Source organism: Gemmatimonas aurantiaca, from assembly GCF_037190085.1.
Lineage (GTDB): Bacteria > Gemmatimonadota > Gemmatimonadetes > Gemmatimonadales > Gemmatimonadaceae > Gemmatimonas > Gemmatimonas aurantiaca_A.
Genome location: NZ_JBBCJO010000006.1, coordinates 152,217 through 165,183, shown reverse-complemented (window position 1 = coordinate 165,183; position 12,967 = coordinate 152,217). Strand labels below are relative to the sequence as shown.

At 62.7% G+C, this 12,967-nt stretch carries 14 protein-coding genes; 7 read left to right on the top strand and 7 right to left on the bottom strand.

Annotated elements, in window-relative coordinates; genetic code table 11:
- Window positions 1-68: 68 nt before the first annotated feature.
- The 6 genes from WG208_RS11070 to WG208_RS11045 form a co-directional block, all read right to left on the bottom strand.
- Window positions 69-1,589 carry a hypothetical protein gene (locus WG208_RS11070; RefSeq protein WP_337171417.1) on the bottom strand — a complete coding sequence of 507 codons (1,521 nt, stop codon included), beginning with the start codon at window positions 1,587-1,589 and terminating at the stop codon, window positions 69-71.
- A 77-nt stretch (window positions 1,590-1,666) separates the two neighbouring features.
- The gene (locus tag WG208_RS11065) at window positions 1,667-2,413 is read right to left on the bottom strand and encodes a DUF4159 domain-containing protein (RefSeq protein ID WP_337171416.1); all 747 of its coding nucleotides are present in this window, start codon (window positions 2,411-2,413) and stop codon (window positions 1,667-1,669) included.
- 81 nt (window positions 2,414-2,494) lie between these two features.
- Window positions 2,495-2,869, bottom strand: a complete 375-nt coding sequence (locus tag WG208_RS11060) for a hypothetical protein (protein ID WP_337171415.1) — start codon at window positions 2,867-2,869, stop codon at window positions 2,495-2,497.
- Between the two features lie 60 nt (window positions 2,870-2,929).
- A complete protein-coding gene (locus WG208_RS11055) occupies window positions 2,930-3,724 on the bottom strand; it encodes a 1,4-dihydroxy-6-naphthoate synthase (RefSeq protein ID WP_337171414.1) in 795 nt (264 codons plus the stop codon).
- 22 nt (window positions 3,725-3,746) lie between these two features.
- Window positions 3,747-5,018 carry a beta-ketoacyl-ACP synthase II gene (gene fabF / locus WG208_RS11050; RefSeq protein ID WP_337171413.1) on the bottom strand — a complete coding sequence of 424 codons (1,272 nt, stop codon included), beginning with the start codon at window positions 5,016-5,018 and terminating at the stop codon, window positions 3,747-3,749.
- A gap of 25 nt (window positions 5,019-5,043) precedes the next feature.
- Window positions 5,044-5,661 (bottom strand): hypothetical protein, encoded by a 618-nt coding sequence (locus WG208_RS11045; protein WP_337171412.1) that lies wholly within the window; start codon window positions 5,659-5,661, stop codon window positions 5,044-5,046.
- 134 nt (window positions 5,662-5,795) lie between these two features.
- On the opposite strand from WG208_RS11045, the gene WG208_RS11040 reads away from it, so the two are divergent.
- From WG208_RS11040 to WG208_RS11010, 7 genes are all read left to right on the top strand, one after another.
- Window positions 5,796-5,993: a DUF2892 domain-containing protein gene (locus tag WG208_RS11040; protein ID WP_337171411.1), complete on the top strand. Its 198-nt coding sequence runs from the start codon at window positions 5,796-5,798 to the stop codon at window positions 5,991-5,993.
- Between the two features lie 126 nt (window positions 5,994-6,119).
- The gene (locus WG208_RS11035; protein ID WP_337171410.1) at window positions 6,120-7,088 is read left to right on the top strand and encodes an integron integrase; all 969 of its coding nucleotides are present in this window, start codon (window positions 6,120-6,122) and stop codon (window positions 7,086-7,088) included.
- Window positions 7,089-7,350: 262 nt separating this feature from the next.
- Complete coding sequence (locus WG208_RS11030; protein WP_337171409.1) at window positions 7,351-7,653, top strand: type II toxin-antitoxin system RelE/ParE family toxin; 303 nt, start codon at window positions 7,351-7,353, stop codon at window positions 7,651-7,653.
- A complete protein-coding gene (locus tag WG208_RS11025) occupies window positions 7,650-7,943 on the top strand; it encodes an addiction module antidote protein (protein WP_337171408.1) in 294 nt (97 codons plus the stop codon). The genes WG208_RS11030 and WG208_RS11025 overlap by 4 nt, the downstream gene beginning before the upstream one ends.
- Before the next feature lie 279 nt (window positions 7,944-8,222).
- Window positions 8,223-8,855, top strand: a complete 633-nt coding sequence (locus WG208_RS11020; RefSeq protein ID WP_337171407.1) for a hypothetical protein — start codon at window positions 8,223-8,225, stop codon at window positions 8,853-8,855.
- A 229-nt stretch (window positions 8,856-9,084) separates the two neighbouring features.
- On the top strand, window positions 9,085-10,020 hold the full coding sequence (locus WG208_RS11015; RefSeq protein ID WP_337171406.1) for an AAA family ATPase: 936 nt from the start codon (window positions 9,085-9,087) through the stop codon (window positions 10,018-10,020).
- A 623-nt stretch (window positions 10,021-10,643) separates the two neighbouring features.
- Window positions 10,644-11,666, top strand: a complete 1,023-nt coding sequence (locus WG208_RS11010) for a DUF5677 domain-containing protein (RefSeq protein ID WP_337171405.1) — start codon at window positions 10,644-10,646, stop codon at window positions 11,664-11,666.
- 137 nt (window positions 11,667-11,803) lie between these two features.
- On the opposite strand, the gene WG208_RS11005 is transcribed toward WG208_RS11010, so the two are convergent.
- A complete protein-coding gene (locus WG208_RS11005; RefSeq protein ID WP_337171404.1) occupies window positions 11,804-12,931 on the bottom strand; it encodes an IS481 family transposase in 1,128 nt (375 codons plus the stop codon).
- Window positions 12,932-12,967 lie beyond the last annotated feature (36 nt).

The window sequence follows — 12,967 nt, the reverse complement described above, 5'->3', positions numbered from 1 at the left end:
GTGGTTATTAAAACAAAAGGGGGCGGGGCTGCCATGCAGCCGCGCCCGCTTTCTCTTTGCCATGACGATCAGGCCGTGATCACGTCGAGCACGTAGTTGTACATCTCTTTTTCCTTCTCGTGCGAAGTCGCCAGCCTGTTGATCAGGCGATCGACGAGAACGTCACCGGCCGATCGGATGGTGAAACCGGTCGACTTGATGTACTCCGCGCCCCACGGCTTGAGATTGTCGAGGAAACGTACGCCGTTGCTGAACTCGTTGCTGCTGATCGTCTCGCTGCCACCGGCCTTGAACATCGTCAGGTAGCGCATCTTGTCGCCGCAGATGCCGGTGTTGAGCGTGAGGATCGAGATGAGCGGAATATTGAGCGCATATCCTCGATACCACTCGGTGAAGGCAAACGGCCGGCGGTGCAGCGAGTCCACCGAGTTGCTGTTTTCCCAGTATCCGCGGGCCTCGGCGCAGAACGCATTGATGCGCACCGCCTCCACCAGGCGCCAGATGAACTTCACGACCAGCTCGGTGGCCGACACCACGAGGTTGACGATCGCACCGGCGCCAAAACCCACGGCATCCATCGTCAGCGCACCAACGCCCTTCAGCGTCTGATACAGCCCGTCGAACAGGCTCAGCGTCATGGCGCGTGTGATGGACTGCACGATCACCGCCGGATGACCCTGTGCCACTTCCACGTCACGTCCGTCCTTCCAGGCGCGGAAACGCGTGATGGCCGCATCGATGGTCTTGCCCACACCGCGCACGATGTCGAGACTCGCGCCGACGAACGGGGCCGCCTTCGAAGCCACCACACTCACGATGCCCTTCACCAGCGTCTTCACCATCCCGGCAATGCCTTCCACCGTGCCGAACTTCTGCTTGATGATCTCCTGGACCTTCTGCACGAGCATGTCGAACCACTCCTGCAGCTTGTCCTTGATCACCTGCAGGTTGGAGCGCGAGGCGAGCTGATTGGCGCGCTCGGCGTCGCGCAGCAGTTGCTCGGAGGTGACCAGGGTGGCCCGGGCACCCGCTTCGATGCTCGGCTTGGCGTTCTGCGGGAGCGACATGTTTTGGGGCTGCACCTGCGGGATCAGCTTGCTCTCGATCTTGTTGCCGACCCATCCCACCGGACCGCCCGTGCTCTTGCCGACCTTGGAGACGATACCCTTGTCGTGATCGCTCGCACCGCCGATATCCATCGACTGACCGGCGATATCGAAACCGCCTTCGAGCACCAGCTTGAATAGTCCGGGCGCCACACTGACGCGACTGAACAGGTACAGCACCCCCAGACGCGCGTTGATGAGATCTTCGTGCATGAAGTCGGGTGCCCGGCCATCGGAGAACGCATTGTCGTCGTCCCCCTTGCCATCGAGCATCGCCTGGAGCTTTTCGGGCGCGCGCAGGTGGTTGCGCGCGCTCTTCTTCCAAGCGTCACCGGTGCCTTCCTTCTTCTTCCACGCATTGAAGGCGTTGAGCAGCTTCTGTCTGGCGGCCGGCGTACCGAGTTTTTCGAGTTCGAGGAACGCGGTATCGATCGCCTTCAATTCATTGCTGCGCGTACGACCGATGCGGGCCGTGTCCTTCATCCACGTATCATGATCGATCAGGGGCACTGGAATATCTCGGTGATTGGGGAAGAGGAGGGGAGGGGATTGCTGCGGAACTAGTGGGTCAGACCGTACACCACGTAGTTCGTGGCGAACTTGTAGGCGTCGTTGGAGAGATTGACGGGGTACCACCCCTCGCCGGACCACTCCATGTAGTCACCGATGTCGTTGTTGAAATTGATGACCACCTGCAGACGCTTCGTCGGATCGTTGTCCTCGTGGATGCCCAGATAGACCGCCTTGGCGGCCCGGGTGGCCGGATGGGTCATACCTTCGAGGGTCTCGATCTTGAAGAACGAATTGAACACCGGATGGGAAACATTCAGCAGCTCGATGCGCCCCTGCGGCAGCACCTTTTTCATGCCGGCTTCGAAAACGGCCCATTGCTGGGCAAAGTAGAAATCGTCCACGATGAGGAAGCCGCCCTTGAGGATCCAGTTGCGCAGCCCCTCGGCTTCCTGATCGGTGGGGTACCAGTAACCCGGCTCGGTGAGGTAGGCGACCGGATAGCGTGCCAGTTCGGGGTCGTCGAGCGTGTGCACATTGCTTCCGCGCCGGTGCAGGCGGAGGGTGGACAGGTCACCCAGAATGGCCATGAAGTTGCGTTCCATGGCCGGGTAGTCCGCGCTCCAGGCCATGCGATAGCCCTGGGTATACCGGAGGCGCACGAAGGTGAAGCGTCCATCGTAAGCCACATTCGGCTCGATGAACACGCGTCCACGCTGTGACCACGCGATCGGCGCGATCGCCAGGGCCAGCAGCAGGGTTCCGAGCGCGGTACGACGCATTACGGACGGGCGCATCCTCATAAGGTGCGCCTTCCCACGGCCCCTCACAACAGCGGGTGTGAACCTGGTACCTGGAGCGCGAGGAGAGGCCTGCGGTCAATCCACGAGGTCGGCCAGCTCGCGCGGCGCCACTCGCCGCCAGCCCTCCAGGATGATCACCTCGAGCTGGTCGAGCGGGATCTCGTCCAGGCGGACGAGCACGGCCGGATAGCCGTTGTAGTGCGGTTCGGTGAAGAAGATGCCGGGTTCTGCGGCGATCATGAGATCACGCTCCGCCACGCTACTCGTGCGGACCGCCACCATACGCGGATTGGGGACGCGTGCTTTCTTCGGGTGGAACCGCTCCAGCCAGACCCACACGAACCCCTTGGGTTTGTCCTTCACCGTCACGAAGAACGCGAAGCGGTCGTCGGCCTCCTCGGCGCCCGGGAGGGACAGCACAATGCGACGGACGTCGTCCTGGGTGGCCATGTGCACCTCGGCGTGGGACGGAGCCGGTTGGTGGATGTTCGGTGGACGCGCGATTGACGCTTACGGATCGCGGCCAGCGGAGACGAGGCGTGCGATGGCCGCCAGTCCCTGGTCGCCCACATCGAGGGAGTGCTCGTTCACGTAGAGTGCGATGTGCTGCGCGCACACCTCCGGGGACATCTCCTGCGCGTGAGCGCGCACGTACTCGCGACTCGCCTCGGGATGATCGAAGGCATACTGCACCGACGCACGGATGGCCTGCTCCACTGCGGTCGTCATATCGGCATCGAGATCGGCGCGGGCGCAGATCCCCGCCAACGGGACCGGCAGCGACGTCTCCCGTTCCCACCAGTCGCCGAGGTCGATCACCTTGTGCAGACCATGATCGGCGTAGGTGAAGCGGCTCTCGTGAATGATGAGACCCGCGTGCACCGCTCCGTCGGCCACGGCGCGCAGAATGCGGTCGTAGCGCAGCTCCACCGTGTCGGTGAGCGACGGCGCCGCGAGACGCAGCAAGCGGTATGCCGTGGTCTCGCGGCCCGGAATGGCGACCGGGCCGCCGGCAATGGCCGCCTCGAGTGACATGGGTGCGCGTGCGACCACGAGGGGACCCACGCCCTTGCCGAGTGCCGCACCGCTGCGGAGCAACCGATAGCGATCGCCGACGGCGGCAAACGCCCCGACACTCAGTTTGGTGAGATCGAACGCGCCATCGTGTGCCCGGCGATTGAGCTCCTCGATATCGAGCAGCACCGGTTCGATGGTGAACGGTGCGTCGACCAGTCCATGCGCGAGCGCATGGAACGCGAAGGTGTCATTGGGGCAGGGCGAGTAACCGAAGATGAGTGTGCGCATGACGGAGAACCGATGAGCGATGTTACGCGTCGGTCCAGCGACGCAGCAGCACACTCGCGTTCACGCCACCGAAGCCGAAGCCATTGGAGAGCGCGTATTCGACGGACGCAGCCCGCGCGACCGGGCCCACGACATCCAGTCCCTCGGTGGCCGCATCGCGTGTGGTGAGATTGAGCGTGGGCGGCAACATCTGATCACGCAGCGCCAGTGCGGTGAAGATGGCTTCCACGCCGCCTGCGGCGCCGAGGGTGTGACCGGTGGCGGATTTTGTCGCACTGATGGCGGGTGATGCGTGCGCGCCGAACACCGAGCGGATGGCCGCGAGTTCCGCCTTGTCTCCCACTGGCGTGGACGTCGCGTGTGCATTGAGATGTCCCACCGCGTCCGGCGCCAGATGGGCCTGCGCGAGTGCGGCGCGCATGGCCCGTGCGGCGCCATCCCCCGTTTCCGGACCCGCCGTGATGTGATAGGCGTCGGCCGCCGTACCGTATCCCACGATCTCGGCGATCGGTGTGGCACCGCGGGCCTGTGCATGCTCCAGTGATTCGATCACCAGCACACCCGCGCCCTCGGCGATCACGAACCCATCGCGGTCGATATCAAAAGGACGGGACGCCTGCGTGGGACGATCGTTGAAACCTGTCGACAGAGCACGCGCTGCGGCGAACGCCCCGATGCCCACGATGTTGAGCGCGGCCTCGGTGCCCCCGCATACCGCGATATCGGCCTCGCCGGCGCGGATGTGTCGTGCCGCATCACCGATGGCCTGCAGGCTGGCCGCGCAGGCGGTGCCTGGAGCGCCAAGCGGGCCCTTGAAACCGTGACGGATGGACACCCAGCCCGCCGCCATGTTGGGCAGGAAGGACGGCACCGTGAACGGCGAGAGACGACGCGGACCCGCACCATCGGTGGTGCGCACGGCATCGGTGATGTTGAGGAACCCACCCATGCTCGACGCGATGATCGTCGCTGTGCGGGCGCGTTGTTCGTCGTTTTCCGGGTGCCAGTTGGCCTGGGCGAGCGCCTCGTCGGCGGCCGCCAGTGCGAACGTGATGAAACGGTCGACCTTCTTGAGCTCCTTGGACGGCAGCACCTGCGTGGCATCGAAGCCATGCGGTTCGTCGGCACCGGGCACGACACCCGCGATGCGACTGGAAACATCACCGAAGACATCCGGCGGGAGCGCGCGGATACCGGAGGTACCGGCGAGGAGGCGCGTCCAGACCGCTTCGGTCCCGACACCAAGCGGGGAGACGAGACCCATCCCCGTGATCACGATGCGAGTGGAGTTCACGTGGTTCGATGCGTGTCAGTGCGTATCAGTGATTGGCGATCGGCTGGCGGAGCGCGTCGCGCACCGCGGCGACCAGCGCGGGCGTGGCATCGGTGATGGCTTTGAACGCCGCATCGAAGTACCAGCGGGCGCGGTCCTGTTCTTCGATCTCGTTGGAGATGGCGCGGACCTCGATGGCCGGCACGCCCGCCTGCTGGGCGGCGCGCAGCACACCGAACCCCTCCATGGCCTCTACCTCGCAGGGATCCATGAACGAGCGCGCGGCGGCGTCGATGGTACCACCCACGCTGGCTGTGGTGCCGATGGGCATGGCCGGTATGGAGGGGAAGAGACGTCGTATTCCGGCCAACAGGAGCACGGAAGCGGGGATGGTGTTGGGCGCCCAATCGGCGGGCACTCCGAGATCCACGTAGCGTGCTTCACTACCGACCACGAGCGCGGCCGGCGCGAGGTGCGCGCGGCGGCGGGCGCCAGCGATCCCCACGTGCAGGATGGCCGACGGACGTTCATGGGCGATGGCGGAGGACGTGGCGATGGCCGCTTCCACCGGCCCCACCCCGCATTGCAGAGTCCGCCACCCCTCCGGTGGCGCGAGTTCGCGGGCCGTGGCCGCCACGACCAGGATTCGTGCAGTAAGAGGCATGGGTGGGAATGTAAGGGATCGACCTATTGCGGATCGGACCGGACTGGGGAAGTTCGGGGGGAGCGGATGTTGGCGTCGGGAGCCGGACGCGACCGGTGCGCCGGACCGTTGCCGTCACACACACAGGAGGATTCGTGCAGAAGAACATGGGTACGCTGGACCGTGCCATTCGGACCGTGCTCGCGCTGGTGATCGTGGCGTTGTATTTCACCGGCAAGATCAGCGGGACGTTGGCGATCGTGCTGGGTGTGATCGCGGTGGCATTTCTGGTGAGCAGCCTGGTGTCGTGGTGCCCGATGTACGCGCCGTTCCGGTTTTCGACGCGGAAGTAGGTGGAGGCGGGACGGGAAGGACATGCACCGTCATGAGAGGCGGATGATGGGAGTGATTGCGTAGAAGAGACACGACCGGGAAGGAAACGATGACGGTCCGAGGCGTGTGCACGCGTATGCTCTGGTATGACCGGAGAACGTTTGTTGACCCGTGTGCGGAACCGTGGGACGGTGCGTCGCTACAGTCCGCGCACGGTGGACGCGTATGTCCGATGGATCCGGCAGTATGTGCGGTTTCACGGGATGCAGCATCCCTCTGCATTGGGTGGCCATCAGGTGGGGGAGTTTCTCACCTGGTTGGCGCGCGAGCGGCGGATTGCGGCGTCGACACAGAATCAGGCGCTTGCCGCGCTGCAGTTTCTGTATCGGGACGTACTGGAGCAGCCACTTGGCGCAATCGGTGGCTTTCTGGCGGCCAAGGTTCCGCATCGTCTGCCGAACGTCCTGTCCAGAGATGCAGTGCGGCGTGTATTGCAGCAGATGGATGGCGCCCCGTTGCTGATGGCGTCCCTGTTGTACGGCGCCGGCCTGCGTTTGAGCGAGTGCTGCCAGGTTCGGGTGAAGGATCTCGATCTCGACCGGAAAGAATTGCGGGTTCGCCAGGGAAAGGGCGGGCGTGATCGCATCACCATGGTGCCGGACGCATTGGTCGCTCCCCTGCGGGCGCATCTCCGACAGGTGAGAGCCCTCATGGCACGGCGGATAGCGGCCGGCGGCGGGTACGTGGCCCTGCCTGGGGCAATGGATCGCAAGGCACCCCACGCGAGTCGGCAGTGGGGATGGTGCTGGGTGTTCCCCGCGGCACGCGAGTACCGGGAAGGTCTGAGCCTGCAACGGCGCACGCATCACGTGCATCAGACCGTCCTGCAGCGCGCCGTGGCCGCGGCCGCAAGACAAGCCGGGATAGGACAGCGGGTTGGGTGCCACACATTCCGGCATTCGTTCGCCACGCATCTGCTGGAAGACGGCTACGACATCCGTACGGTGCAGGAGCTACTGGGGCACCGCGATGTCTCGACCACGATGATCTACACGCACGTGCTCAATCGCGGTGGCCGGGGTGTCCGAAGCCCGCTGGATGTGCCGAAGGGGTAGCGCCCAGGTCGACTCTCTGCGCGATCGAGTCTTATGCAGCGTTCGCTGCAGCATAAGATGACAGGGGCATTTTGACCGATAGGCCCAAGTGAGTCTTGCTCAATGACTTGGGAAATTGAAGAGTTGTGTCCGTCAGAGATTTAGGCGGCAAGGATCGCGAATATAAGACGGTGCTTGCAGTGATCCCCCGCAGGCTAATACGCGTTAGGCTGGCCAAGGAGCTTCTTCTTGACGAAGAGTATCCATTGGGATACATTTCTAAATGAGCGTTCTCCTTCGGACGACGGAGTTCGATGAGTGGTTGAAGGCCCTCCGCGACCCGATCGGGAAGGCGCGCATCCTGGCGCGGCTTCGTGCGGCCGAGCTCGGCCACTTCGGGGATCACGCGGCCGTAGGCGAGGCGGTGTTCGAACTCCGGATCCACACCGGACCGGGGTATCGGGTGTACTACTGGCGGGAGGGCCGCGTGACGTACTGGCTGCTGTGTGGCGGTGACAAGGCCAGCCAGCGTCGTGATATTCGGCAGGCCCAAGCGCTGCGGACCAAACTGGAGAGGGAGCGATGAAGAAGCCCGTGGCCTTCGATGCGGCCGACTACCTCGATAGCGAGGAGGTCATCGCCGAGTATCTGAATGTGGCCCTTGCGAGTGAGCATCCCGATCTCTTCCTCCAGGCCATCGCGGATGTGGCGAAGGCGCGAGGGATGGCGCAATTGGCGAAGGAGACGGGCCTGGGTCGCGAGAGTCTCTACAAGGCGTTGGCGCCCGGCGCGAAGCCGCGGTACGATACGGTCTTGAAGGTGATCCGCGCCCTGGGCGTCGAGCTGCAAATGACGCCTGTCCCGCGCAAGGCCTAACGTGGCTTGCTGCAGACGGGCGAGCTATGGTAAGCGCGCACGGCGTGCGCGCACTCCATTTCATTCGCCCGCAGCAGAAGCTTGGCGTTAGACATCCCGATCAACAGCGCTCCGTGCCACAACCGACGTCGCGTCCCATCGATGCAATTCTTCTGGGACCGTCCGTCCTGCGTGCGTTGACGGTTCATGGCGCGACGCGCAAACTTGAGAGGTACAGGAGCGGCGCCGTGCGCGCGTGTCCGCTCGGCCTGGTTGATACGCGAACTTCCTCATGGCTCGATGCGACGTCTTCGATTGATTGGGCTGGTAGCTCTCAGCAGCGTGTTGCCCATCTTCGCCGTGCGCGCGCAAGCCCCGGCCGCGGACTCGACGGGCTTTCGCGCGGGGCAGTGGGGCGCGGAGTTCTCGCTCGGGAGTAATCTCGGCAGTTCGACGGGGGTCGGCGTCCTGCGCTTCCACACCGGACGCCGCGCGCTCGTGCTGGATGTGGCGGGGCAGGTGTCCCGGCAGTCGGGCAACGCTCCGTTGACGCAAACGCAGTCGTTCGCGCGGCTGCGGCTGGGCACCCGCTGGTATCGGCCCGTGGCCGGGAAGGTCCTGCAGTCGCTCACCCTTGGCGTGCTGATGTCGCGCGATCAGCGCGCGCAAAAGAACCTGAACCTGATCTCAGGTGCGTCGGCACAAACGCGCTCGACGTTGACGGGCGGCGGACCCTTTGCCGAACTCGGTGGCAGCTGGATGGTGACGTCGCAGTTGAGTCTCGGGGCCGCGTGGCAAGGCGATATCCTGTACTCGCGCGGCACCCAACGCACGGTCGGCGGAGATTCGACGGTGCGCGTGCCGGACGTGCGCACGACGCTGTGGAGTGCCTCCCTCGGCCAGCTCGTGCTGCGCGCCGGCGTGTACTTCTGAACCCCCATCATCGCGCGGCGGGGTCTAACCTTGCGTTGCTGCAGTCAAACGCTGCGAAGATCAGTGTGGCGAGCGCGGGGCGTTCGCGATAGTGTCAAGGGCCGGTGCGAACGCCCCGCTTGCCTCCGAGTAGGCGTTTGCTGCAGAACGCGAGCGTTAGACGGTCAAGTCATATCGTTGCGCAAATCCACTACCCACCAGTCTATTCTACCAGTAGGAGTGACATTGCATGTGGATCGTATCTGTGATCAACTACAAGGGCGGCGTCGGCAAAACGACTACGACCGCTAACTTGGCGGCCGAACTTGCGTGGCGAGGCCAGCGGGTTCTCCTGATCGACCTCGATCCGCAAGCAAGCCTCACATTCTCGCTGGTTACGCCCGACGAGTGGGAGCGCGATCTGGCAGCCTCCAAAACGATCAAGTCGTGGTTTGACGCCTTCATGAATAAGTCGACTGGCGCGCTCACCGACCTAGTGGTCACTCCAAGACGAGCGGCCGCTGTCTTGAGGGGAAAAGGAAAGCTTGACCTAATTGCGTCGCATTTGGGACTGATAAACGTAGATCTTGAACTCGCCACTGAGCTGGGCGGAGCGACTCTAAAGCAGAGCAAGCTCAACTACCTTAAGGTCCATCGCCGTCTTGCAGATGGTCTCAGTCAGATCGCGGACGATTCATATGATATCGTGCTTATCGACTGCCCTCCGAACTTCAATGTCGTAACAAAAACCGCGATCGTAGCCAGCGATTTCGTGCTCATCCCAGCAAAGCCAGACTATCTCTCAACGCTTGGTATTGATTACCTGCAGCGAAATCTCAATGAGCTCGTTGAATCGTACAACGAGTATGCCAACCTTGAAGGGACTGCAGGTGTCGCACGGATCTCGCCAGAGATCTTGGGCATAGTGTTTACGATGGTGCAGATCTACGGTGGCCAACCGATTGCGGCTATTCGCCCGTTCATTGCGAAGACGAAGAAGCTTGGAACGCATGTGTTCGATGCCCACATCAGAGAGAACAAGACTATTTTCGGGGACGCTCCCCAAATTGGTCTGCCCGTCGTCCTTCACAGGTATAGCTCTGGGACTCACAACGACGTCGTCCTCGGTCTCGAAGAATTCGTCGACCAGTTTCAGGCAAGACTAGCACACTGGAGCCCAGCATGAAGAAGGCAAGTAGGCAGGGTCAGATACTTCGTGTAGTCGCAGAGTTTCTAGAGGCTCTTTCTGACGCTGAGATAGAGGCACTGCTTGACGGTCGACGGCGGCTTCAGACCAGTGAAGTGCCAGAGATGCATGCGCGGGTACCCCGTTCCGCGAGACGCACGATTGATCATGCGGTGATTCTGGCGTCCCTGCGAGAAGCGAGAACGCGACAAGAGGCAGCACTAGCCCTCGAAGTTGAGGGAGTGTCCAAGGTGACGCTGGAGAGCATTGCGCGTCACCTCGACTTGCCAGTTCTCCGGTCGGACTCCGTTGAGCGGCTTCGTCAGAGGATCGTTGAGGGCACGGTTGGATTTCAGATCAACTCTGACGCAATTCAGGGTAAGTCCCGTTGAGACGCCGTCTAACTGTGCGTTGCTGCTGACAGCGGCCATAAGGTGGCGGCTATCCCTCGCTGCGCTCGGCCGCCGCACCTTATTGTTGGCCGCTGCAGCAGAACGCGCGCGTTAGGCGGCAATACAAACATCTGAGTAATGACTAGCGAGCGACCCGCACTATCGAGTGGCGACACGCTGTTGAAGGCAATCAACAAGCGTATAGCTAAGGAGTTAAAGCAGCTTGCGGCCGTGGCTAAGGACGACGTCGAATTCGATCACGGCGCGGACGAAATCACTCGGCGATTCACGGCTGCAATCCCCGAGATTGTTCAGGAAGGCGCCAAAGCGATCGCCGATAGAATGGAGAAGAGGACCGGCAAACTCCTGCGCCAGCTTCGACGCGACAGGTCTGGCTTTCGGCGACGATTGCACGATCGTTGGGCAGACGGACTGGATCGGCTTGAGGTGCTAGTACACACCGCCGTCGAGTTCGGCCATGAAATGCACGAGCGAATACGCAAGGATGAAGTGTTAGGCAAGAATCCCATCGTCTGTGCATTGCATCGCCTTCACGCACGGGCGTGTCGGGTGTGCGGTGAAATCCTGGCTCTACTGGAATCGGGATATCCAGATGGTGCTCACGCCCGTTGGCGCACGCTTCACGAGATCGCTGTTGTAGCGATGTTCCTGCGCCAAAGTGAATCCGACGTCGCGGAACGCTACTTGCTGCATGACGCTGTGGGCGCTAGTCGCGCGGCCCACCAGTTCGAAGAGCACGTCGCGGCGCTCGGTTGGGATCCTGTCCCTCCGAACGAATTGGCTGAACTACGGTCAAGGCACGACGAGCTCATTGCCCGATTCGGAAAGTCATTCGGCGGCGACTATGGGTGGGCGTGCGCTGCGCTCGATAAAGAACGTGTTACTCTGGCCGATATTGAAGCGCATCTCGATCTCAAACGATGGCGGCCATTCTATCGATGGGCAAGCGAAGCCGTCCACGCTGGCCCAGGCGGACTACGAGCCCTCGGCGTAACCGCTGCACAAGATGATATTCTGCTTGCTGGGAGCGTGAATCATGGACTTGCTGACCCCGGGCAAAATGCCGCGCTATCACTGGAGATGGCGACGGTGGCGTTCGCGCAAGTGCTACCATCGGTCGACCACAGGCTGTATGCGGAGACGTTCATAGTACTGGCGCGTCGATGTCAGTCAGCATTCATGGACTGTCACCGTTCGATGGAGAATGCTCGTGAATCCGACGAGCAACAGTGAGCGAAGAGTTGAGTTCTTCGTGTAGAAGCGTCCCTTTCCTTGCGATGAAGCGAGGGAAGAGCAAGTTCGCGCAAGCATTGAACAGCCGGGATGATGGGTAACACAAAAGTCCAGCAACATGGGTAACACTTGGTGAGTTACCCCGTGATCCGATAGTCGCGCTCGTCGAAGGTGGCGAGCAGGACCATGTTGAAGTGGATCGCCCAGATGCCGTCATCGGTTTCTTCCAGTCCAATGTGCTGATCGACCATCGCGTTGGCGAGATACAGCAAGCGATCGCGGAAGCGAAAGGTGCCGCCCGTCGTCACCTTCTTGACCAGGAAGTGCCCTGGGTAGTCCGGGATCGGCAGCCGCTCCGGATAGGGGCGCGGGGAGTCCCGGTACTGCGACGCCGGCGTTTCCTGACCCAGCCGCTCGTGCGGTCGCTCGGTGTTGTATTCGCGGCGAAAGGCGTCGAAGTTGCGCTGCTGGGCGGCACAAGTGGCGCGCACCGGCTTGATCGCTTGGCGCTTGAGCGTGCGATGCATGCGCTCGTGCGCCCCGTTCTCTTGCGGACAGCCTGGGCGAATACGTTGGTGCGCGATACCGAGCTGCATCCACCACACGTTCAGGTACGAGAGACCATGAATGGCCTGCGTGGCAAACGGGACGCCGTTGTCGGTACGCATCGCGATGGGCAGGCCATGCTCACGAAACACACGCTCAAACACGGGTTTGGCCGTCACCGTTTGCGTGGACAGCAGGCCGCGACACTCGAGGAGGAAGCGCGTGTGCTGGTCCGCGATGGTCAGCGGATAGCAGTAGACCCGATTCCCCGTGCGGAACTGGCCCTTGAAATCGGCCGTCCACAAATCATTCGGCGCGGCCGTGGTGGGCCGCACCACACCAGGATGCATCGACGGCCGACGGCGGCGACGTTTCTGTACGAGGCCGTGCCGCGCGAGCAGATCCGCGGCGGTGCTGGCCGCTGGCCATCGCTCAATTTTCGGATACCGGGTCTCTAGGACCTTGAGCAGCTTGCGCGCTCCCCAGAACGGATGCGCCTGCCGCTCCTGGAGCAGCAGGGCCTCCACCGCCTTTGGAATGCGATGGGGGCACTCATGCGGCGCACGACTGCGATCCCGCAGTCCGGGTCGCCCCTCCGCCTCATAGCGCGCCAGCCACTTGTACCCGATCCGTCGGCTGATGCCGTAGCGCGCACAGAGCTCGCTCATCGTGAAGCGATCACTCAGCGCGTCCCGCACGAATTGCAGACGCTCCTCCATCGGTCCAGTCTCCGTCCAGGGCATCAGCGACCTCGT